19 protein-coding genes and 1 pseudogene are annotated in these 21,074 nt (G+C 72.6%); all 20 read left to right on the forward strand.

What is annotated here, in order from left to right:
- The first annotated feature begins 19 nt into the window (after positions 1-19).
- Complete coding sequence (locus tag ACFQVC_RS34385) at positions 20-298, forward strand: acyl carrier protein (protein ID WP_381838064.1); 279 nt, start codon at positions 20-22, stop codon at positions 296-298.
- Positions 295-1,662, forward strand: a complete 1,368-nt coding sequence (locus tag ACFQVC_RS34390; protein WP_381838066.1) for a TrpB-like pyridoxal phosphate-dependent enzyme — start codon at positions 295-297, stop codon at positions 1,660-1,662. The genes ACFQVC_RS34385 and ACFQVC_RS34390 overlap by 4 nt, the downstream gene beginning before the upstream one ends.
- Entirely contained in the window at positions 1,652-2,971 is a 1,320-nt protein-coding gene (locus tag ACFQVC_RS34395; protein ID WP_381838068.1) for a hypothetical protein, read from the forward strand. Before ACFQVC_RS34390 ends, ACFQVC_RS34395 begins: the two co-directional genes overlap by 11 nt.
- Positions 2,971-4,485 (forward strand): class I adenylate-forming enzyme family protein, encoded by a 1,515-nt coding sequence (locus ACFQVC_RS34400; protein WP_381838070.1) that lies wholly within the window; start codon positions 2,971-2,973, stop codon positions 4,483-4,485. Before ACFQVC_RS34395 ends, ACFQVC_RS34400 begins: the two co-directional genes overlap by 1 nt.
- Positions 4,469-6,022 carry a type III PLP-dependent enzyme domain-containing protein gene (locus ACFQVC_RS34405; protein WP_381838072.1) on the forward strand — a complete coding sequence of 518 codons (1,554 nt, stop codon included), beginning with the start codon at positions 4,469-4,471 and terminating at the stop codon, positions 6,020-6,022. Before ACFQVC_RS34400 ends, ACFQVC_RS34405 begins: the two co-directional genes overlap by 17 nt.
- Positions 6,022-6,306 (forward strand): acyl carrier protein, encoded by a 285-nt coding sequence (locus ACFQVC_RS34410; RefSeq protein WP_381838074.1) that lies wholly within the window; start codon positions 6,022-6,024, stop codon positions 6,304-6,306. The genes ACFQVC_RS34405 and ACFQVC_RS34410 overlap by 1 nt, the downstream gene beginning before the upstream one ends.
- Positions 6,303-7,553 carry an acyl-CoA dehydrogenase family protein gene (locus tag ACFQVC_RS34415; RefSeq protein ID WP_381838076.1) on the forward strand — a complete coding sequence of 417 codons (1,251 nt, stop codon included), beginning with the start codon at positions 6,303-6,305 and terminating at the stop codon, positions 7,551-7,553. The genes ACFQVC_RS34410 and ACFQVC_RS34415 overlap by 4 nt, the downstream gene beginning before the upstream one ends.
- A complete protein-coding gene (locus ACFQVC_RS34420; RefSeq protein ID WP_381838078.1) occupies positions 7,546-8,715 on the forward strand; it encodes an acyl-CoA dehydrogenase family protein in 1,170 nt (389 codons plus the stop codon). The genes ACFQVC_RS34415 and ACFQVC_RS34420 overlap by 8 nt, the downstream gene beginning before the upstream one ends.
- Positions 8,712-9,482 carry a 4'-phosphopantetheinyl transferase family protein gene (locus tag ACFQVC_RS34425; protein ID WP_381838080.1) on the forward strand — a complete coding sequence of 257 codons (771 nt, stop codon included), beginning with the start codon at positions 8,712-8,714 and terminating at the stop codon, positions 9,480-9,482. The genes ACFQVC_RS34420 and ACFQVC_RS34425 overlap by 4 nt, the downstream gene beginning before the upstream one ends.
- Positions 9,473-10,420: a hypothetical protein gene (locus ACFQVC_RS34430; RefSeq protein ID WP_381838082.1), complete on the forward strand. Its 948-nt coding sequence runs from the start codon at positions 9,473-9,475 to the stop codon at positions 10,418-10,420. Before ACFQVC_RS34425 ends, ACFQVC_RS34430 begins: the two co-directional genes overlap by 10 nt.
- A gap of 2 nt (positions 10,421-10,422) precedes the next feature.
- A complete protein-coding gene (locus tag ACFQVC_RS34435; RefSeq protein WP_381838084.1) occupies positions 10,423-11,961 on the forward strand; it encodes an amino acid adenylation domain-containing protein in 1,539 nt (512 codons plus the stop codon).
- Positions 11,962-12,042: 81 nt separating this feature from the next.
- A complete protein-coding gene (locus ACFQVC_RS34440; RefSeq protein WP_381838086.1) occupies positions 12,043-12,570 on the forward strand; it encodes a flavin reductase family protein in 528 nt (175 codons plus the stop codon).
- Positions 12,567-13,523: pseudogene (locus tag ACFQVC_RS34445) on the forward strand (hydroxyacid dehydrogenase); the annotation flags it as partial. The gene ACFQVC_RS34440 and the pseudogene ACFQVC_RS34445, both read left to right, overlap by 4 nt.
- Positions 13,524-13,792: 269 nt before the next feature.
- A complete protein-coding gene (locus ACFQVC_RS34450) occupies positions 13,793-14,692 on the forward strand; it encodes a LysR family transcriptional regulator (RefSeq protein ID WP_381838087.1) in 900 nt (299 codons plus the stop codon).
- Positions 14,693-14,892: 200 nt separating this feature from the next.
- A complete protein-coding gene (locus tag ACFQVC_RS34455) occupies positions 14,893-15,360 on the forward strand; it encodes a cobalamin B12-binding domain-containing protein (RefSeq protein ID WP_381838089.1) in 468 nt (155 codons plus the stop codon).
- Entirely contained in the window at positions 15,357-16,703 is a 1,347-nt protein-coding gene (locus tag ACFQVC_RS34460) for a methylaspartate mutase (RefSeq protein WP_381838091.1), read from the forward strand. Before ACFQVC_RS34455 ends, ACFQVC_RS34460 begins: the two co-directional genes overlap by 4 nt.
- A 151-nt stretch (positions 16,704-16,854) precedes the next feature.
- Positions 16,855-17,793 carry a transporter substrate-binding domain-containing protein gene (locus tag ACFQVC_RS34465; RefSeq protein ID WP_381838093.1) on the forward strand — a complete coding sequence of 313 codons (939 nt, stop codon included), beginning with the start codon at positions 16,855-16,857 and terminating at the stop codon, positions 17,791-17,793.
- Positions 17,794-17,869: 76 nt separating this feature from the next.
- Positions 17,870-18,898 carry a DMT family transporter gene (locus ACFQVC_RS34470; protein WP_381838095.1) on the forward strand — a complete coding sequence of 343 codons (1,029 nt, stop codon included), beginning with the start codon at positions 17,870-17,872 and terminating at the stop codon, positions 18,896-18,898.
- Positions 18,895-19,938, forward strand: coding sequence for an aspartate-semialdehyde dehydrogenase (locus ACFQVC_RS34475; protein WP_381838097.1), 1,044 nt, complete (start codon positions 18,895-18,897; stop codon positions 19,936-19,938). The genes ACFQVC_RS34470 and ACFQVC_RS34475 overlap by 4 nt, the downstream gene beginning before the upstream one ends.
- Positions 19,938-21,074 (forward strand): amino acid kinase family protein, encoded by a 1,137-nt coding sequence (locus ACFQVC_RS34480; RefSeq protein WP_381838099.1) that lies wholly within the window; start codon positions 19,938-19,940, stop codon positions 21,072-21,074. Before ACFQVC_RS34475 ends, ACFQVC_RS34480 begins: the two co-directional genes overlap by 1 nt.

The following is a 21,074-nucleotide window of genomic DNA, read 5'->3' on the forward strand; positions in this document are numbered from 1 at the left end:
ACCTTCCATGGAGGAACACATGATCACCGGCCTTGACCGAGCCGCGGTCACCGAGTGCGTCAAGCGCGTGGTCATCGCCGAGTCCCGGCTGTCCCTGCAGCCGTCCGGCATCGACGACCACGAGCCCCTCAACGGGGAGATCCTGCGGGTCAACTCCCTTGGTTTCGTGGGCATGCTGGTGCGCCTGGAGGACGAGCTCGACATCGTCCTGCCCGACGACCTGTTCGTCGGCCGCAGCTTCCAGACCGTGCACGATCTGATCGAGACCGTCCTCGCCGGTGCGGAGGCGTCCCGATGAGCCACCCCGAGCCGCCCGCCCGCTGGCGCAGCGTCCTGCCGCATCTGTCCGAGCCGCTGCCGCCCGACCACTCCCCGCAGACCGCGGCCGGCGGCGGTGTGCAGGTCAATCTGCCCCTGCAGCTGGTGCGTCAGAGCGTGCAGCAGAAGGAGTACTGGGACATCCCGGCCGAAGTCGTGGACGCCTACCGGTCGTTCCGGCCGACCCCGCTGTGGCGGGCGAAGGGCTTCGAGCGCGCGGTCGGCGCGCGGGTGCCGATCTACGTGAAGTACGAGGGCGGCAACATCTCCGGCAGCCACAAGCTCAACACCGCGCTCGCGCAGGCCTATTACTACGCGCGGGCCGGCGTGAAGGAGCTGGTGAGCGGCACCGGCGCCGGACAGTGGGGCACCGCCCTGGCCGCGGCGTGCGCGCTGTTCGGCATGAAGTGCACGATCTTCATGGTGGGCGGCAGCCTGCGCCGCAAGCCCTACCGGGGCACCCTGATGCGCACCCTCGGCGCCACCGTGCACGCCAGCCCCACCAACCTGACCGAGGTCGCCCGGCAGTCGGAGGCCGGGGTCAACAGCCTGTCCCTGGCGATCGGCGAGGCCGTGGAGTACGCCGCCCGCACCGAGGGCGCGGCGTTCTGCATCGGCAGCGGCGAGACGTACAGCATCCTGCACCAGTCCGTGATCGGCCTGGAGGCCGCCGACCAACTCGCCGCCCTGGACGCGGAGTTCGACGCGGTCGTGGGCTGTGTGGGCGCGGGTTCCAACTTCGGCGGGATCGCCCTGCCGTTCTTCGCGGCCGCGGCCGAGCGGGGCGCCGAGCCGCCGCTCCTGGTCGCCGCCGAGTCCAGTACAACTCCCAAGCTCACCCGGGGCACGTACGCGTACGACCGTACGGACGCCACCGGCACCGGGCCGATGGAGGCGATGTACACCATCGGCAGCTCCTATCCGATCCCTGACTCGCACTCGGCCGGGCTGCGCTTCCACGGCGCCGCCAAGGTGCTGTCCGCGATGCGGCACCGCGACGAGATCGCGGCCACGGCCGTCGGTCAGGTCGAGGCGCTCGACGCGGGCCGGATCTTCACGCGCGGCGAAATGGTGCTGCCCGCACCGGAGTCGGGGCACGCGCTCGCCGCGGCGGCGAGCCTGGCGGGGCGGGGCGCCGAGGCCAACAGCGGTGTGCTGCGCGCGGAGAAGGGCGTCGTCGTGTGCGTCAGCGGCCACGGCTATCTCGACCTGGGCGCCTACCAGCAGCTGATGGACGGCGAGCTGGCCAACGAGGCGCCGGACCCGGGGGCGCTGCGCCTGGCCATGGGCGGCCTTGACCGGGTGGAACAGCTCGCGGGCGCCGGAGCGGGACATGGCCGCTGACGTCACGGCGGACACCGGCTCGACCGGCTCGGTGGACTGCCGCATCCTCGACCCGGACACCGGCTCGACCGGCTCGGTGGACTGCCGCATCTTCGACTGCGTCCAGGTCAACCTGGCGCTCCTCGCGGACCGCCTGCACGGGCCCGGCGCCCACCTGCACCTGGGTGCCGCCCTGCGCTTCCGTCCCGTGCCCGGCCCCGGCGGCCTGCCCACGGTGGAGGAGCCCGCGGCCGTCCAGCTGGAGCGCGCCGCCCGCGCACTCGGCCTCACGGCCGGCGAGCACCGTACGGCCGCGGCGGGCGAGCCGATCGCCCCGGCCGAGGGCCGCTATGTGGTGGCCGACGCCTACCACCTGCCGTGGGTGCCGTACTTCGGACAGCGGCACATGGACCACAGCTTCCTGCTCGAACCGATCGACGACGGCGACGGCGACGACGGCGACGGCGACGGCGACGGCAGCGGCATCGTGGTCGACGGCTATCACAACGAAACCCCCTGGGGCAGCGCACGGCCGGTACGCCGGGTCCTGAGCGGGGCCGAGCTCGCGGCCGCCGTACCCGCGGGCGCACTGGTCGTCACGCTCACACCCGGCACGCGCCCTGCTGCCACCGGCACGAGTCAACTCGACTTCGCGGACGAGGAGGTGCGGGACCGGTACGTCGCGGCGTACGCCGGGCACGAGGACCGGGTCGCCGCCCTCGACCGGCTCACCCTGGAGACCTGGCTCCTGGCCCGCTCCCGCAGGCTGCACGCCCGCTTCCTCGCGGAGCACGGCGCGCTGCCCGACGGCGCGGAGGCACATGTGCAGGCGTGGGAGTCCCTGGCCGAGGCCGTCTACCTGGGCTACCGGCGGGTCGAGCGGGGCCGCCCGGAGGCGCGGGACCTGACCGCGCGCCTGGCCGCACAACTGCGCGGTGACGTCGAGGTGTTCGGCGCGGCGACGGGGGCCGGCCCCGCACCGGCGGCCCGCGCACCGGAGGCGGGCGCCACCGTCCCGCAGGCCCCGGCGGCCGACGCCCTCAGGGGACATGTCGCGGCGGCCGCGGGCGCGGTCCTCAAGGCCGACCCCGCAGCCCTGCTCGACGGCCGTGAGCTCGCGGACGTACCCGGCTTCACCTCGTTCCGCGTGGTGGAGATCGTCGAGCGCCTCGAACGCGAGCTGTCCCTGGAGTTCGCCGCGGACGACCTCGTCCCGGAGAACCTGCACCACGTCGACGGCATCTGCCGCATCGTCCTGCGCGCCCAGGCAGCCACCGCAACGGCCGCCGCCGACGACGCCCGCACCGTCGCCCGCACCGGAGGGAACTGATGTCCACCCAACCCACGCTGCTGCACGAGCTCCTTGACCGGGCCGCCGGGAGCCACCCGGAGCGGCCCGCGGTGACCAGCGGCCAGCACACCCTCGACTACCGCGAACTGGACGCCGCATCGTGCAGGCTGGCCGCCTGGCTGACCGCCGGCGGACTGCGCCGCGGTGACCGTCTGGTGATCTGCGCGCCCGGCCATGTCGCGCTGCCCGCGCTCGTGTACGCGGCCTCGCGCGCCGGAGTGGCCTTCTCGCTGCTGCACGAGCAGGTGCGCGGCATCCAACTGGACCACGTACTCGACGACTGCGAGCCCGCGCTGCTCGTCACCGACGACCCCGACTCGCAGGCCGCGGCGCAGCGCCGGGGCATCAGGACCGCGAACGTCGCGGCGGTGGCGGCCCTCGCCTTCGCCGACGGGCCCGCGCCCGCGGCGCCGCAGAACGGCCCCCTTGCCGTGGACCCCGTGTGCCTGATCTACACCTCGGGCACCACGTCGCTGCCGAAGGCCGTCGTCACCACCCACCAGCAGCTCACCTTCGCCGTAGGGGCGATTCAGTCGGTGCTCGGCTACCGCCGGGACGACGTCGTCTACAGCCCGCTGCCGCTCTCCTTCGACTACGGCCTCTACCAGCTGTTCCTGGCGACTTCGGCGGGCGGGCGGCTGTGGCTGGGCCGGCCGGCCGAGGTGGGCCCCGCGCTGCTCGGCAACCTCGTCCGCGCAGGGGCCACCGTGCTCGCCGCGGTCCCGGCGGTGGCGGACGCCCTTGCCCGGCTGCTGCGCAGGGCCCGCGCGGACAAGCCTCCGCTGCGGCTGCTCACCAACACCGGTGCGGCGATGCCGGCCGAGACCCTGCAGGCGCTGCGCACGGCGCTGCCCGGCCTTTCGGTGCAGCTGATGTTCGGCCTGACCGAGTGCAAGCGCGCCACGATCATGCCGCCCGACGGTGATCTGACCCGGCCGGGTTCCAGCGGTGTCGCGCTGCCCGGCACCGAGGTGTTCGTCGTCGACGACGAGGGCCGCCGCAGGCCGCCCGGCGAGATCGGCGAGATCGTGGTGCGCGGCCCGCATGTGATGTCCGGCTACTGGCGCCGCCCCGAACTCACCGCGCAGCGCTTCCACCGCGCCGAAGGCCTGTTCCCGCAGCTGCACACCGGCGACTACGGCTGGGTCGACGAGGAGGGCTTCCTGTACTTCGACGGACGCCGCGACGACATCTACAAGGAGAACGGCTTCCGCGTCAGCGCCACCGAGGTCGAGGCCGCGGCCCGGCGTGTGCCGGGGGTCGGCCAGGCCGCGGTCCTGGCACCGCAGGACGGCACGCCCGCCCTGCTGTTCACGGTCGGCGACGTGCCGTCCGCCGATGTCCTGGTGGGCATGCGGGAGCAGATCGAGGAGTTCAAGATCCCCCGGCGCTGTCTGGTCGTCGACGCGCTGCCGCTGACCGGCAACGGCAAGGTCGACCGCAAGGCGCTCGCCGCGATGGCCCAGGAGGCGGACCGTGTCCGAGCCCAGTAACGCGCTGCCGCGCACCGGAGCCGTGCCGCCCACGCACACCGTGCCGCCCGCGCACACCGTGCCGCCCACCCCCGCCGTGCCGCCCGCCCTGCCGGTGGCGCCCGAGGTCCTGTCGTCGGTGCCGACTCCGGCGTACGTCTACGACGTGGCCGAAGTGCGCCGCAATCACGCGGCGTTGAGCGACGCGCTGCCCGCAGGCGCCGGTCTCTACTACTCCTTGAAGGCCAATGCGCACCCGGCGGTCCTGAAGGTCCTGCGCGAGCGCGGGGCGCTGCCCGAGGTGTGCTCGACGGGCGAGCTGGACGCGGCGCTCGGCGCGGGCTGGCCGGCCGCGGACGTGCTGTACTCCGGGCCCGGCAAGCGGGACGAGGAGATCGACGACGCGCTGCGCCGTGGTGTGCGGCTCTTCTCCGTGGACTCCGCCTACGCGATCGAGCAGCTGGACCGGCGCGCGGGCGGCCTCGGTGCGACCGCCCGGTGTCTGCTGCGGATCAACGACGACCAGCCGGTGCCGGGGCAGGGCCTGGCGATGACCGGTGTGGCCTCGCAGTTCGGGGCCGACACCCGCTGGGTCCTCGACGAGCCGGAACGGTTCGCGAGCCGTGCGCACGCCGAAGTCATGGGCCTGCACCTGTACATGGGCACCAACCTCGGCGATGTGGACGCGCTGGTCGGCCAGTTCGCCCGCTCGCTTCGGACAGCCCGTACCCTCGCGGCGGCGCTCGCGGGTCACGGCGTGCGCATCCGTGTCCTGGATCTGGGCGGCGGCTTCGGCGCGCCCTTCGCCACGGCGGGCGAACGGATCGACCTGTCAGGGCTGCGGCCCAAGCTGACCGCGCTTCTGGACGAGGAACTGGTCGCCCTGGCAAGGGAGTTGACCCCTGCGGCCGCGAGCCCGTCCGGGCGCCCCGGGGACGACGTGCCGCAGGTGGTCTTCGAGTCGGGCCGCTATCTGGTGGGCACCGCGGGTGTTCTCCTTTCGGCCGTCCTGGACGTGAAGCGGTCGCACGGCAAGGACGTGGTCGTCCTGGAGTCCGGCATCAACCACCTCGGCGGCATGTCGGGCCTGCGCCGCCTTCCGGCACTCAATCCGCACTTGGTGGCGGGTTCCGGCCCTGACGGTTCCGGTCCCGACGGTTCCGGCCCTGACGCTTCCGACCGGCAGGTGGAGCTCAACGCCCTGGTCGCCGGACCGCTTTGTACGCCCCTCGACACCTGGGCGCGCTCCGCGCGACTGCCCGCGCTCCGCCCCGGCGATCTGGTCGCCGTGCCCAACGTCGGCGCCTACGGACTCAGCGCCAGCCTCGTCGCCTTCCTCGGCCACCCGCTGCCCGCGGAGGCCGTGATCGACGGCGACCGGCCCGGCGCCGCGCCCGATGTCACGCGTCTGGCCTTCGAGCGCCGCCCCGCCGGGCACCTGCCCGCACCGGCCCCGGAGCCCCGGCCCCGGAGCCGTCCGCACCACGACCGCACCACCGGACCCGCCCCCGTGCCCGCCACCGCCCCAGCCCCCGCCGCGACCCTTGGAGTGAAGTGATGGATGCCCGTATCGACCCCCGTCTCACCGAACTGCTCACCCCGTTCCTGAAGTTCCTCGGCGACCAGGAAGTCACCGCCGACTCGTCGCTGCGGGATCTCGGCCTCGACTCGATGCAGGCCATCGAGCTGCTCTTCGCCGTCGAGGACACCTTCGGCGTGACCCTGCCGGACGACGACATGAACGACGAGACCTTCGCCACCGCCGGCAGCCTCTGGGCCGTGGTGAGCGCGGCGATCGACGCCCAGCAGCCGGGCGGCGGCACCCAGGAGCTGGCCGCATGACCGCGCCCACGCTCGCCCCGGCACAACCGGAGCCCTCGCACCCGGCCGCACCATCGGAGCCGACGCACCCGGCCGCGCCGCCGGGTCAGCTCACCGCCGCCGTACTCGCGCAGCGCACCGACCAGGTCGCCGCCGTCGCGGCCGAGCACGTGGCCCGTACCGACCGTGACGCGTCGTTCCCCGTCGAGGCGCTGGCCGAGATGCGCCGGACCGGGCTGCTGGGACTGCTCGTTCCCACCGGCCATGGCGGGCTCGGCGGTGACACCGACGACGTGGTGACCGCGAGCATCGCGCTCGGCCGGGTCGATATGTCCGTAGCGATGATCTTCGCGATGCACTGCCAGCAGGTGGCGGCCCTTGTGCGCTACGGCGACGAGCGGCTCCGTGACGAGCTGCTGCCCGAGATCGCCGCGGGCCGCCGTTACCTGGCGTCGGTGACCACCGAGGCGGGCAAGGGCGGCCATCTGCTCAGCTCCGCCTCCGCGCTCGGCAGCGAGGACGGCCGCCTCGTCCTCGACCGGTTCGCGCCGATCGTCACCGGCGGTGAGTACGCCGACGGGTTTCTGGTCACCATGCAGAGCCCGGAGTCGACGTCGCCGAACCAGGTGTCGCTGGTGTACGCCCACCGCGAGCAGCTCACCGTCGAGCGGTCGGGCGACTGGCAGCCGCTCGGTATGCGCGCCAGCCACAGCGTGGCCCTGCGCCTGAAAGGCACCGTGCCCGGCCATCAAGTGGTCGGGAAACACGGTGACTTCCGGAACATGGTGACCGCCGTGTTCGGGCCGATGGCGCACCTGGGCTGGTCGGCCTGCTGGCTCGGCACCGCGGCGGGCGCCCTGTCGCGGGTCGTGAAGCTGCTGCGCGGCCCGCAGAGCCGGGGCCGTGTCGACCTCGACTCGGAACTGCTGCTCACCCGGCTTTCCCGGGCCCGGCAGCGGCTCGACACCGTGCACGCCCTGCTGGCCCGCGCCCAGCAGGTCGTCGCCGCCGAGGGCGACCTCAGCCCGCCGCGTATCCAGCTGCTGCTCAACGCGCTGAAGATCACCGCGGCCGAGGAGTGCCACCTGGCCGTCGACGGCCTGGTCGAGGCCGTCGGCATGCGGCACGGCTACCTGAAGGACTCGCCCACCCGCCTTGAGCACAGCCTGCGCGATCTGCGCTCGGCCGCCCTGAACTACAGCAACGACCGCCTCCACCTGGTCGACGGCAAGCTCGCCCTGCTCGACCAGGAGGTGCGCCTTGCCTGAGACGCGCGCGGCACCGCCTCCCACGGCCCCGTCCGCCACCGCACCGCCTCCCACCGTGGCGGACCACCGCGAACGGACGGCGGTCGCCCTGGCCGGACTGCCCGCCAACGCCCCGGTGTCCGGGGTGTGGGCGGCGCTCGGCGAGGCGGGCGTGCTGCGCGACCTCTACACCCCGGCGCTGTCCGCCACCCCGGATCCGGGCCGTCTCGCCGGGCTCCTCGGCGCGGTGGACGCCCGCGGCGAGAACGGCGTCACGCTCAGCGTTCTGGTCCAGGTGTCCAGTGCGCTGCCGGTGCTCGCCGGGGCCGCACCGGCAGCGGGCCCCGTGCTCGACGCCCTGCACCAAGTGCTCGCCGGGAACGCGACGTTGGCGCTGGCCGCGACCGACGCGGCCGCCGCGGGTTCCGATCTGGCCGGGCTCGGCACCGAGGTGTCGATCGGCCCTGACGAGGTGGTGGTGGACGGCGGCAAGCGCTGGATCACCACGGCGTGCGCGGCCGACCACTTCCTCGTCCTCGCCCGGCACAAGGCGGGCCGGCACTTCAGCAGCTTCACGTGGGTGCTGGTTCCGGCCGGTGCGCCGGGGGTGGAGGTCGAGGCCGCCGACAGCCATCTGCTGACCGGCGGCGGCGTGGGGCACGTCCGGTTCACCGGGGTGCGGCTGCCCCCGGGGCACATCGTGGGCAGGCCGGGCCGCGGCATGCTGAGCTTCGCGCAGCACATGGGCACGGAACGGCTCGCGGGCGCGCTGTGGGCGGTGGCGCTCACCGCCCGGGTCCTCAGCGACACCAAGGTGCGCCTCGCTCTGCGTGAGGTCGACGGACGGCCGCTGTGGCAGGACGCGTCGGTGCGCCGGCGGTTCGCCGACTGCCTCGTGCAGGTACGCCAGTTGCGGGCGCTCTGCGACAGCCTCGGCGAACGCGTCGTACGCCATCACGACCTCGCCGCGGCCGCGCTGCTCAAGTCGGCGGCGGCGCTCACCGCCGAGCCCGTCCTCGCGGCCTGCGCCCAGCTGCAGGGCGCCGACGGGTTCCGCCGCGGCGGCGTGCAGCAGACCCGCAGCGAGGCCGCCGTGTTCGGCATCGGCGGCGGGGTCACCGAACTGGTCCTGGGTGCGGTCGCCGACCACGCGGACAAGGTGCTGAAGGAGTTGCGCTCATGACCTACCTGATGACGCAGGTGGCCCCGAAGGTGTGGGTAGCCGGCGACCGTCGGCGCCGCTGGGCCGCCGCACCGCCGCACCCGCTGGACCGGGTGCCGGCCGCCGGGCCGCCGCAGTGGCGGGTCGAGGAGTTCCTCGCCAGCCGGGCCCTGCTGCGCCATCTGCTGCGCGCCACCCTGCCCGAACTCGCCGACGCGGTGGTGACCGCCGACGCGCACGGCAGGCCCGTACTCGACGGGCACCCGGACACGGGCATCAGCATCTCCCACGACGGTGACGCCATCGCCGTCGCGGTCGCCCCCGACCGCAAGGTCGGCGTCGACGTACAACTGCCGCCCGACACCGCGCCCGAGGCCCTCCTGCGCCGCTGCATGGGCGAGCACCTCCCTCATGTGCTGCCGCTCCCCGAGGGGCGCCGCGCGGCCGAACTCGCCTGGGTGTGGACCGCGCAGGAGGCCTGCGTCAAAGCAGCGGGCACCGGCCTGTCCGGGCGGCCCTGGGCGATCGACATCCCTCCGGGGGTACGCCACGGGCGGTGGGACGACTTCACCTGGGTCAGCCTGCGCGGGCGCTCCCGCACCCCGCTGAGCTGTGCCTTCACCGCGCCGGGTGTCACGAACGGCCACGCGGCGTCCACCGCGCCCGGATCCGTCGCGGGCACCAACACCGTCGGCACCCACACCGTCGGCGCCCCCACCGCGGGCGCCCCCACCGACCCAATCGGCGGCGCCTCCCCGCGCGGCGTTCTGGAGACCTCGTGTTCCTGACCGGTGCCCCGGCCACCCTGCCGGACCTCAGCTGCTACACCACCAATCTGCTCGCCCATCTCGCCCCCGACGTGCCCGACGTGCGGCGCCGGCTCGCCGAGTCCGTGCGCCTCGCCGTACGCCTCGACCTTCCCGACGGTGAGCTGGCCTTCTCGCATCACCCCCGCGTCGACCGCACACCGGAAGGCCGTGAACTGGCCTACCGGAGCGCGCCCGACTGGCCCGCGGCCCGTACCGCGCTCCTTGACCGACTCGGCCGCGACGGAAGGGTCCTTGCCGTCGGCAGCGTCCGCCAACTGCCCTGGGCGCCCGGTTACGGCCAGGCCGACGCGCCGCACTGGCTGCTCCTGCGCGAACACCGTGACGGCCGCTGGCTCGTGGCCGACCACTTCACCGCCCTCACTCCGCACGGCGAGCAGGAGCCGTATCTCGGCTGGCTCACCGACGACGAGCTGGCCGCGGCGCTCACCCTCGCGCAGGACCCGCCGCCCGAGGTGGCCCGCCGCGACCGGCTTGCGCTCGGCCGGCAGATCCCGGTGCCCGCGGGCCCCCACCGCTGGCTCGTCCGGCAGCCCGCGACGGCTGCGGCGGCCGATCCGGGCCCCGGCACATGGAGCCATGAACTGACCGCCTCCCTGAGGCACGTCGCGGCCGTCTTCCGCAGCCACCCCGAGGCGCTGGCCAGGTACGCCGACGACCTGTGGGCCGCCGCCCGCCATCACACCTACCGACTTGCCTTCGCGGTCACCGACGGCGCCCTGCACCCCGAGCGGGCCGCGGCCGCGACGGCGGCCTGGGGCGAGCTGCCCAAGACCCTGCGGTTCGCCGCCCAGTCGGCGGCCCGCGGCCGGCCACGGCCCGCCGTGGTCGACCGCTCCATCGACCAACTCATCGCCGCCCAGGGCGCCTTGGGCCCGGACGCACCGCAGGAAGGATGACCATGGACCGGACCCTGTACGAGTGGTTCGCCGCCTCCGTCGCCGCGCACGGCGACGACCTCGCCCTGGAGGTGGGCGAGGAGCAGCTGACGTACCGCCGCCTCGGCGAGCTCGTCGACCGTCTGGCCGGTGAACTCCTCGCGGCGCACGGGACGGTGCCGGGGCGGGTCGGCCTGCTGGCCGAGCGCAGCGTCCTCGGCTACGCCGGCTATCTCGCGGTGCAGCGCCTGGGCGCCACGGTGGTACCCCTGAACCCGTCCTTCCCGGCCGCCCGCAACACGGCGATCGCCCGCGCGGGCGAGCTCGACCTGGTCCTGGCGGAGGGCGGCGACGGTCAGGAGCTGCCGGTGCCGGTGCTCGCGCTGACCCGGCCGTCGGACGCGGCGGACTCGGCTCCAGTACCCCAACTGCCGCCGTACGAGGGCGATGTGGACTCCGTCGCGTACATCCTGTTCACCTCGGGCTCCACCGGCGCGCCCAAGGGTGTGCCCATCCGGCACCGCAACGTCAGCGCCTATCTGCGGCATGTGGTGCCGCGTTACGAGATGGGTCCCGGCAGCCGGGTGTCGCAGACCTTCGACCTGACCTTCGACCTGTCGGTCTTCGATATGTTCGCCGCCTGGGGCAGCGGGGCCGCCCTCGTCGTGCCGGGCCGCGCGGACCTGATGGCGCCGACCCGGTTCGTGGCGGCCAAGGAGCTGACCCACTGGTTCTCGGTGCCGTCGGTGGTGTCGGTGGCGCGCCGCCTTCGGAGCCTGGCGGCGGGCCGTATGCCGTCGCTGCGCTGGAGCCTGTTCTGCGGGGAGCCGCTGACCCTGCAGCAGGCCAAGGCCTGGCGGCGGGCGGCGCCCGGGAGCCGGATCGAGAATCTCTACGGGCCCACCGAACTGACCATCAGCTGCACCGAGTTCAGGCTTCCGGCCGACAGCGCCGACTGGCCGCGGCCGGCCAACGGCACGGTGCCGATCGGCACCCTGTACCCGGGCCTGGAGCAGGTGATCATCGATGCCGACGGACGGCCCTGCGACGACGGCGAGCTGTGCGTCCGCGGCCCGCAGCGCTTCCCCGGCTATCTGGACCCGGCCAACAACGCGGGCCGTTTCGTCGCGTACGAGGACGGCGGCCGGGCCCGGGACTTCGACGGCGCGGGCCCGGTGCCCGGGGCGCTCTGGTACCGCACCGGCGACCGGGTCGCCCGGCAGGGCGGCCACCTGGTGCATCTGGGCCGCCTCGACCAGCAGGTCAAGGTGCGCGGCTACCGCGTGGAGCTCGGCGAGATCGAGGCCGCTCTGCGCGAACTGCCCGGTGTACGCGATGCGTTGGTGGTGGCGGTGCCGGGCGCGGACGGCGAGAGCGACCTGGAGGCGGTGTGCACCGGGGCGGCCGCCGAGCCGCAGGAGCTGCTCGCCGCGCTGCGGCTGCGGCTGCCCGCGTACATGGTGCCGCGCGGCATCAGCCGCTACGAGGAGCTGCCGCTCAACGCCAACGGAAAAGTCGACCGCAAGTCCGTGACCGCCGAGGTCGCCGCCCAATACGCCTGAAGGTGAGCCGAGATGAGCCCCGAAAGTCTGCTGTCAGCACCTCCCATGGCGTCCGCGCCTCCCATGGCTTCCCCGCCTCCCATGGCTTCCCCGCCCGCCCTGGCCGCGCCCGCCATGGCCTCCGCGCCACCCACGGTGTCCGGTGACCGTTTCCGGCACGCGATGGCGCGGCTGCCCACGGGGGTCTCCGTGGTCACCGCGACCGGCCTCGACGGTCCCGTCGGCTGCACCGTGAACGCGGTCATGTCGCTGTCCCTGCAGCCGCCTTCCCTGCTGGTGTCGCTGACCACCGGCAGCCGTACGCTGCGGCAGATCCTGGACAGCGGGACCTTCGGCGTGAACGTGCTGCCCTGGTCCGCCCGGCACCTTGCGGGGCAGTTCGCCGTGGGCACCGCCGCCCAGCGCTTCGCCGGCGTGGACTGGGAGCAGCGGCACGGTGCGCCCGTGCTCACGGCGGCCGCGGTGGGCGTGGTGTGCGAGGTCGGCGACACGGTACGGCTGCACGACCACACGCTCATCGCCGGGACCGTGCTGTGGACCTACGCCGACGAGCGGCCCCCGACCGTGCTGTACGGCGACGGGCAGTACCGCGTGGGAGGTACGTCATGAGCAAACCGCACGTCACGGCCGAGCCCGTCGTCCTCATCGCCGAACCCCTCTCCCCCGCCACCCTCGACGCGCTCGGCCCCGCCTTCGACATCAGGCACTGCGACGGCGCCGACCGGGCTGCGCTGCTCGCCGCGCTCGCGGACGCCGACGCCGTCCTGGTGCGCTCGGCGACCCGGGTGGACGCCGAGGCCATCGCCGCGGCGCCGCGTCTGAAGGTCGTCGCCCGCGCCGGTGTGGGCCTCGACAACGTCGATGTGCCCGCCGCGACCCGTGCGGGTGTGCTCGTGGCGAACGCGCCCACCTCGAATGTCGTCACCGCGGCCGAGCTAGCCTGCGGTCTGCTCCTGTCCACCGCGCGCCATATCCCGCAGGCCAACTCCGCGCTGAAGAACGGCGCGTGGCAGCGTTCGAAGTACACCGGCGTCGAGCTCAGCGAGAAGACCCTCGGCGTCATCGGCCTGGGCCGGATCGGCGCGCTCGTGGCGCACCGGATGGCCGCGTTCGGGATGCGCGTCGTCGCGTACGACCCCTACGTGCCGCAGGCGCACGCGGCCAGGGCGGGCGTGGAACTGCTGCCGCTCGACGAGCTGCTCGGCGTAGCGGACTTCCTCACCGTGCATCTGCCCAGGACGCCCGAGACCGTGGGGCTCATCGGCGCCGATGCGCTGCGCCGGGTGAAGCCGGGCGTGCGGATCGTCAACGCGGCCCGTGGCGGCATCGTCGACGAGGAGGCGCTGTACGCGGCGCTCACGGAGGGCCGGGTCGGGGGCGCGGGCCTTGACGTCTATGACCGGGAGCCCTGCACGGACTCCCCACTGTTCGCTCTCGACCAGGTGGTGTGCACCCCGCACCTGGGGGCCTCCACCGACGAAGCGCAGGAGAAGGCCGGGGTCGCCGCCGCCGAATCGGTGCGCCTCGCGCTTGCCGGCGAGCCGGTGCCGGACGCGGTGAACCGGGTGGCTGTTCAGATGGCGGAGGTGGCCTCGGCCGCGTAGCCGTCACCTGCCCCCCGCCCCCGCGCTCGCCTCCTGCCGCCCCGCCCTCGCCGCCCGTGCGGCGGGGGCGGGGCCTCGTCATGTCCGGTCCCGGCGACCGCGGCACATTCCGGTCGGGGGCACTGTGTGCCACCGCCTTCCGCTTCCGCCCGACGGGGCCTGCTCGGCAGGCTCGGTATCTCGACCCCTCTGTGGATCAACGTCTCGAATCCCACCGGGAGAAACCAATGGATATTCGGCAACTTCGGACTTTTCACCGTGTAGCCGCGCTGGGGAGCTTCACCCGGGCGGCGGCCGAGCTGAACTACGCGCAGTCGAGCGTGACCGCGCAGATCAAGAGCCTGGAAGTGTCCCTCGGCAGTGAGCTGTTCGAGCGGGTCGCGGGGAAGGTCAAGCTCACCCCCGCCGGCACCCGGCTGCTCCCGTACGCCGGGCAGATGCTGTCGCTCGCGGACGAGGCGCGCGGTGCGGCCTCGCCCGACGCGCAGCCCGAGGGCGTCCTCACGATCGGCACGATGGAGAGCATCACCTCCTACCGGATGCCGACCGTCCTGGAGTACTTCCACCACCGCTACCCGCGGCTGCAGATCGCGCTGCGGCCGAGCCTGTGCGCGGAGACGCTGCACTCGCTGCGCCAGGGCGTGTTCGACGCGGGCTTCCTGATGGAGGCCGAGACGCAGCACTCCGGCGTGCACAGCGAAGTCCTGGGCGTGGAGCCGCTGGTGATCGTGGCGGCGCCCGGGCACCGGCTCGCCGACGAGGTGAAGGTGGAGACCGACGAGCTGCGCGCCGAGTCGGTGCTCGCGCCCGAGGCCGGCTGCGCCTACCGGGAGCTTCTGGAGGCGGAGCTGAACAACGGCACGGGCGAGCCGGTGCCGTTCCTGGAGTTCGGCAACATCGAGGCGATCAAGCGCGGCGTCAGCGCGGGCCTCGGCGTCAGCATGCTGCCGCGGATGACGGTCGCCGACGAGCTGACCGCCGGCTCGCTGGTGCCGCTGGCCTGGGAGCCGCCGTTCGAGCTCTACACGCAGCTCGCCTGGCGCAAGGGCTCCCAGCTGTCCCGTGAGCGCCAGGTGTTCGTGGAGCAGGTCATCAATTTCCTCAGCCAGGAGTACCAGGAGGGCTGATACCTGACCTCGCGGCCCCGACTCCCGGTCTCCGGAAAAGCCCTCGCATGAGCGTTCCGCATGCTGCGCATGAATGGATTCGCTTTATCGATCGGTAGAGCCGATTACGGCCATCTGTCACGCCGAACTCATCTCCTGGACTTCCCTCTCGGCACCGCAGAGACTTTTAGAGTCCCAGTTACACAACAAGGAGAAACCCCATGTCCCAGGTCATGCTCCCGGCGAAGCGGTTTGTCGTGTCGAGCGTGTCTTCCGATGCCCATATGTGGAATCTCGTCTTTCTGCAGCTGCTGCTCGAGGAGCAGGGCGCGCACGTCACCAACCTGGGAGCCTGTGTGCCCGACGATCTCATCATCGAAGAATGCCGTCGCTCGCGACCCGATGCCCTTGTCATCAGCACGGTCAATGGACATGGACATCTCGACGGTCTGCGACTGATCCGCCGAATACGCAGCGAACCAGATCTGGCGGATCTGCGGGTGGTGATCGGCGGGAAGCTGGGAGTGCGCGGCGCCGAGAACATCGTATTCGCCGAGGAATTGGCGCTCAGCGGTTATGACGCGGTGTTCGAGGCGGACGGCGGTATCGAGAACTTCCAGGAATTCCTGGGCACGCTCGACGCTCCCGCCGAGCGGCCCGCGCTCGCTTCCGCGGCGGTGGCCGCATGAATACTCCGGTACGCACTTCCGACGGCGCCGTGGCCGCTGCCCGTACGCAGGGCCGGTTCTCGCGCTATGTGCACCAGGCGCATGCCGACGGCCGGCTCGTGGTCCAGCCGCGGATGGGCTTCGCGGACCTCGCCACGATGCGGGAAGGGCTGCTCGGGGTGCGCGGCGCCGATGCCACGGCGACCGGCACGATCACCCTGGACAGCTACACCCGCGTCAACGACCACGACTCCGCGCGGGAGGCGCTGCGCACCGGCGCGGAGCTGAACGGCTTCCCGCTGGTGGCCCACGGGCCCGATACGACACGGCAGTTGCTCGACGCCGTGTCCGGTCCCGGGTTCCCGGTGCAGGTCCGCCATGGTTCCGCGCTGCCCTATCCGCTGTTCAAGGCGATGGTCGCCGCGGGTGTCGACGCCACCGAGGGCGGCCCCGTGTCGTACTGCCTGCCCTACAGCCGTGCCCCCATCAGCGAGGCGGTCAAGGCGTGGGCGCTGTGCTGCGAACTGATCGCCGCACAGCCCGATCCCATGCACCTGGAGAGCTTCGGCGGCTGCATGCTGGGCCAGCTGTGCCCGCCGAGTCTGCTGGTCGCCCTGAGCGTGCTCGAAGGGCTGTTCTTCCGTGAGCACGGCCTGAGCGACATCTCGCTGAGCTATGCCCAGCAGACCCACCCGGGCCAGGACCTGGAGGCCATCGCCGCGCTGCGGCGCCTGGCCGGTGAGCGGCTCGCCGAGGCCGACTGGCACGTGGTGCTCTACACGTTCATGGGGGTGTTCCCGCGTACGTCCGTGGGGTCGTTCCGGATCCTCGAGGAGAGCGTCCGGCTCGCGGTGCGCAGCGGCAGCGAGCGGCTCATCGTGAAGACCCCGGCGGAGGCGCACCGTATTCCGACGATCCCCGAGAACGTGGACGCCCTGGAGTTCGCCGCGTCCATCGCGCGTGACGAAGCGGCCCGCGGCACGGAGGTCGCACCGACCGAGTCGGGGATCTACGAGGAGGCCCGCCTCCTGGTGGACAGCACCCTGGAGCTGGCCCCGACGGTCGGCGAGGCGCTGATCAAGGCGTTCGAGCGCGGTCATCTGGACGTGCCGTACTGCCTGCACCAGGACAACGCCAACAAGTCGCGGGCGTATGTGGACCCGGCCGGGATGCTGCAGTGGGCCGAGGCGGGCCGGATGCCGCTGCGCGTGGAGCGGGACGCCTCGCGGCGGCCGGTCAGCGCCAAGGGCCTGCTCTCGATGCTCGGCTTCAACGAACAGCGCTTCGACCGCGAGCAGTTGACCCACGGCCACCTCCGGGGCCTGCAGTACCCCGGGCGCACTGCGCGGCGGAGCCTGTCGTGAGTGCACCGGGCCAAAGCGGGCTTCGCCGGCACGGCGCGCTGCGTCCTCCCGCCGGTCTCTCCTCGCTGAGCCTGCGCCGTATCCGCGTCCTGCGGATGCGCGCCGTCAACAGCCTTTGCCAGAGCTTCCGTTCCTATCCGAGGAGCACTTCGTGAGCAGCACTCCCACCCTCGATGCCGTACGCGGACGCGGCGCCCTGCGCGCCGTGGTCAGCCGCGGGATCCGTGGCCTGTCGCAGCGCGGCGACGACGGCCGCTGGGTCGGGCTCGACACCGATATCGCCCGGGCCGTTGCGGCCGCCGCGGCCGGCGACGGCGAGGCCGTCGAGTGGGTCTCGTCGGATCCGGCGGACCGGCTTACGCACCTGGCCGCGGGGGACGCCGAACTGACGGTCTCCAACGTGAGCTGGACGCTCGGCCGTGAGGCGTCCGTGCCCGTGCTGTTCGCGGGGGTCACCTGCTACGACGGCGAGGGCTTCCTGGTCCGCGCGGACAGCGGTATCACCACTCCCGAACAGCTCGCCGGGCAGCGGGTCGCGGTGCAGGCGGGCACCACCAGCGCCGCCAACCTCGCTTCCTGGTACGGCAAGCGGGGCCTCGCGGTCGAGCCGGTCGCCCACGCCACGCCCGCCGAGACCCTGGCCGCCTACGCCGACGGCGCGTGTGTGGCGTACGTACTGGACCGGGTGGCGCTCGCCGGTGAGCGGGCCGCGCTCGCGGACCCGGACGCGCACCGGATCCTCGACACCGCCATCTCGCGGGAGCCGATGGCCGCCGCCGTGCGCGACGACGACGCCAGCTGGTTCCGCCTGTGCCGCTGGGTGCTGCAGCTCCTGGTCTCCGCCGAGCACCACGTCGAGGAGGTCGGCGAGCGGGAGAAGGCCCTCGCCCAGGCCGCCGAGGCGGCGGGCGCGCACGGTCCCGCGATCGGCCTCGACCAGGACTGGGCCGCCCGTGTCCTGGCCGCGGTCGGCACCTACGCGGACGTCTACGAGCGCAACCTCGGCCCGGCCACGGGCCTGAACGTGCCGCGGGGCCTCAACGAGCTGTTCACCCGCGGCGGCCTGCAGTACGCGGTGCCCCTGCACTGACCGCCCGCCAACTTCCTGCGTCACCACCGAGTTCCTCACCACCGAGTTCCTCACCCCCGAGAAAGGCTCCTTCCCCATGAGTTCCGACACCCGCGCGGCCGGCGAGACGAAGGGCGCGGTAGAGCTGACCGCCGCCATGGTGCTCTCCGGCACTCTCGGCGTCTTCGTCATCGAGTCCGGCGCCTCGCCCTTCAACGTGGTGTTCTTCCGCTGCCTGTTCGGCACCATCGCCCTGGGTCTGTACTGCCTGGTGCGCGGCTTCTTCAAGAACCACGGGTTCACGCCGAAGAAGCTGGGCCTGGCCGCGCTCGGCGGCGCGTTCATCGTCTTCAACTGGGCGTTCCTCTTCGAGTCGTACGAGGGCACGTCCATCTCGGTGGCGACGGTCGTCTATCACACGCAGCCCTTCTACGTGGTGCTGCTGGGCGCCCTGCTGTTCCGCGACAAGCTCACCGCCACCAAGTTCGGCTGGCTCGGTGTCGCCTTCGTGGGTCTGATCCTGGTCGCCGGGGTGTCCGCGTCGGACCTGACCGGCGGCGGTGACAGCGCCTATCTGAAGGGCCTGGGCTTCGCCCTGCTCGCCGCCGTGTTCTACGGCGCCTCGACGGTGATCACCAAGCGCGTCACGGGTGTGAAGCCGCACCTGGTGGCGCTGGTGCAGCTGGTTCTCGGCATCTTCCTGCTGCTGCCGTTCACCGCGCTGAGCGAGACCAAGGACCTCGGCGCCGACTGGGGCTGGCTGATCGGCCTCGGTCTGATCCACACCTGCGTGATGTACGTCCTCATGTACTCCGCGTACCAGAAGCTGCCCACCCCGAAGATCGCCGTCCTGGCGTTCGTCTACCCGGCCGTCGCGATGCTCATGGACTGGGCCGTCTACGGCCACAGCGTGAGCCTGCTGCAGGCCCTCGGCATTCCGCTGATCGTGGCCGCGAGCCTGGGCATCAACCTGGGCTGGTCCTTCAAGGGCAAGGCCGCCACGACCGCCGCCGCCCCGGCGGCCGCGAAGCCGGCCGTCGAGGAGCCCGCCGCCCAGGAGCCGGCCGTCGACACCGACGCCGACAACGAGACCAAGATCGAAATCAAGTCCGGAGGCACCCGATGACACTCGTCACCGACCCCAAGGCCCCGCGCGTCGCCATCGTCGGCGCGACCGGCGCCGTCGGCAACACCCTGATCGGCCTGATCGAGCAGCGCGGCCTTCGCTACCGCGACATGAAGCTGGTCGCCTCGGCCCGCTCGGCCGGCACGGAGCTGACCGTGGACGGCGTCGCCTACCCGGTGCAGGCCGTGGACGAGTTCGACTTCTCCACCGTCGACCTGGCGTTCTTCTCGGCGGGCACCGAGGCGAGCGAGCAGTGGGTGCCCAAGGCCACCGCGGCCGGTGCTGTCGTCATCGACAACACCATCGCCTACCGCATGGACCCGGACACCCCGCTCGTCGTGCCGCAGGTCAACGCGCACGAGCTGGACCGGCGCCCGAAGTCCGGTGTGATCGCCAACCCCAACTGCTCGACGATTCCGCTGGTGCGCCTGCTCAAGGGCGTCGAGGAGAGGTGGGGCATACGCCAGGCCGTCGTCAGCACCTACCAGGCCGCGTCCGGCCTCGGCCACCCCGGCGTGGACGAGCTGCGCGACGCCAGCCGCGCGACCCTGGAGCACCCCGAGGAGGCGTACCCCAACAAGGAGTTCACGCCCTCCCTCGCCTTCAACGTCATCCCGAAGATCGACCGCTTCCTGGACACCGGCTTCACCCTGGAAGAGCAGAAGATGCTCCAGGAGTCCCGGAAGATCCTCGGCATCCCGCACCTGGACGTCACCACCACGTGTGTCCGCGTGCCGGTCGTCAACGGTCACTCGGAGGCCGTGTGGATCGAGACGCAGGGCGTCGTGGACCGCACGGAGCTCGTCGAGGTACTCGCCGCGCTGCCCGAGGTGACGGTCCACGACCGTGAGTCGCCGCGCGAGTTCCCCACCCCGGCCACCATCGACGACCCCAACCAGGTGCACGTCGGCCGGGTCCGCGTGAACCCCAACAACCCGCGCGCCTTCTGGCTGTGGCTGGTCGCCGACAACCTCACCATCGGCGCCGCGCTCAACGCGATCCAGATCGCCGAGGAGCTCATCGCCCGGGAGACGCTGTGATGGGCTCGCCGCCGACGGCGCCAGCGGAGCAGGTCAAGGTCCTCAAGTTCGGCGGGTCCAGCTTCCGGACCCTGGCCGCGTACGGGCAGCTGGCCGAGGCACTGTCGCAGCGGGTCGAGGAGGAGAACACCCGTCTGGTGGTCGTGGTGAGCGGCCAGCCGGGCGAGACGGAACAGTTCCGTGAGCGCCTCAGCCAGGTCAACCGGCACCCCGAGGACGAGACCGTCGCGGGCCTGCTCACCCTGGCCGACACGGTCGGCGCGCAGCTCCTGGCCACCGCCCTGCACCGGGCGGGCCGCAGCGCGACGGTGCTGGCCGGCCATCAGCTCGGCCTGGTCACCGACTCGGCGTTCATGTGGGCGCGCTTGGAGCACACCGACCCGGAGCCGCTGCGCACCGCGCTCAGCGAGAACGAGATCGTGGTGGTGCCGGGCGGCCAGGCCGCGGACAAGCAGGGCCGGCCGACCTGGCTCGGCAAGAACAGCTCGGACCTGTCGGCGGTGGCGGTCGCCGCGGCCGTGGGCGCCCGCGCCTGCGAGATCCACTCGGACGTCGACGGCATCTACAGCTCGGACCCGCATCTGATCACGGGCTCGCAGCTGCTCGGCCAAGTGTCGTACAACACGGCCGCGTTGATGTCGCTCTACGGCGCGAAGGTGCTGCACCGAAGGGCGGTGCGGCTCGCCCAGCGCAACAAGATCGAGATCGTCTGCCGCTACAACAGGGCGCCGTTCCCCACCGGTTCGGTGATCGGGACCGCCGGTTCGTCGGTGGCCGCCGTGGTGCTCAACCAGCGTTCCGCGGCCCTGCGGTACGCCACGGACGAGCTCGCCGACCAGGCGTTCGCCGTCTTCCACGGCGCCAACATCGATGTCGTACGCCTGACTTCGGGGCCGCTGGTGGCCATCACGGGCGGCTTCGTCGACCTGCCGGAGTTCCAGCGCCGCAACGGCATCACCCCGGGCGAGTACGCGGGTGTGCCGGTGACCGCGGTGCGCGGCAGCCAGGTGGCGACCCAGCTGGCGGCCGACGAGGAAGACGCGCTGCACGTCTCGCAGCGCCTGCACGACTACGTGAACCGTCCCGGCGCGGACGTGGACCCGAACGCGCCACTGCTAGAGATGCAAGGAGCCTGA

This window comes from Streptomyces monticola, from assembly GCF_042665355.1.
GTDB classification, from domain to species: Bacteria; Actinomycetota; Actinomycetes; order Streptomycetales; family Streptomycetaceae; genus Streptomyces; species Streptomyces monticola.

What these genes read in the sequence shown, in the direction of transcription:
- ACFQVC_RS34385 (WP_381838064.1), top strand. Translation starts at nt 20, where the DNA reads ATGATCACCGGCCTTGACCGAGCCGCGGTCACCGAGTGCGTCAAGCGC.
- ACFQVC_RS34390 (WP_381838066.1), top strand. Translation starts at nt 295, where the DNA reads ATGAGCCACCCCGAGCCGCCCGCCCGCTGGCGCAGCGTCCTGCCGCAT.
- ACFQVC_RS34395 (WP_381838068.1), top strand. Translation starts at nt 1,652, where the DNA reads ATGGCCGCTGACGTCACGGCGGACACCGGCTCGACCGGCTCGGTGGAC.
- ACFQVC_RS34400 (WP_381838070.1), top strand. Translation starts at nt 2,971, where the DNA reads ATGTCCACCCAACCCACGCTGCTGCACGAGCTCCTTGACCGGGCCGCC.
- ACFQVC_RS34410 (WP_381838074.1), top strand. Translation starts at nt 6,022, where the DNA reads ATGGATGCCCGTATCGACCCCCGTCTCACCGAACTGCTCACCCCGTTC.
- ACFQVC_RS34415 (WP_381838076.1), top strand. Translation starts at nt 6,303, where the DNA reads ATGACCGCGCCCACGCTCGCCCCGGCACAACCGGAGCCCTCGCACCCG.
- ACFQVC_RS34425 (WP_381838080.1), top strand. Translation starts at nt 8,712, where the DNA reads ATGACCTACCTGATGACGCAGGTGGCCCCGAAGGTGTGGGTAGCCGGC.
- ACFQVC_RS34435 (WP_381838084.1), top strand. Translation starts at nt 10,423, where the DNA reads ATGGACCGGACCCTGTACGAGTGGTTCGCCGCCTCCGTCGCCGCGCAC.
- ACFQVC_RS34440 (WP_381838086.1), top strand. Translation starts at nt 12,043, where the DNA reads ATGGCTTCCCCGCCCGCCCTGGCCGCGCCCGCCATGGCCTCCGCGCCA.
- ACFQVC_RS34450 (WP_381838087.1), top strand. Translation starts at nt 13,793, where the DNA reads ATGGATATTCGGCAACTTCGGACTTTTCACCGTGTAGCCGCGCTGGGG.
- ACFQVC_RS34455 (WP_381838089.1), top strand. Translation starts at nt 14,893, where the DNA reads ATGTCCCAGGTCATGCTCCCGGCGAAGCGGTTTGTCGTGTCGAGCGTG.
- ACFQVC_RS34460 (WP_381838091.1), top strand. Translation starts at nt 15,357, where the DNA reads ATGAATACTCCGGTACGCACTTCCGACGGCGCCGTGGCCGCTGCCCGT.
- ACFQVC_RS34470 (WP_381838095.1), top strand. Translation starts at nt 17,870, where the DNA reads ATGAGTTCCGACACCCGCGCGGCCGGCGAGACGAAGGGCGCGGTAGAG.
- ACFQVC_RS34475 (WP_381838097.1), top strand. Translation starts at nt 18,895, where the DNA reads ATGACACTCGTCACCGACCCCAAGGCCCCGCGCGTCGCCATCGTCGGC.
- ACFQVC_RS34480 (WP_381838099.1), top strand. Translation starts at nt 19,938, where the DNA reads ATGGGCTCGCCGCCGACGGCGCCAGCGGAGCAGGTCAAGGTCCTCAAG.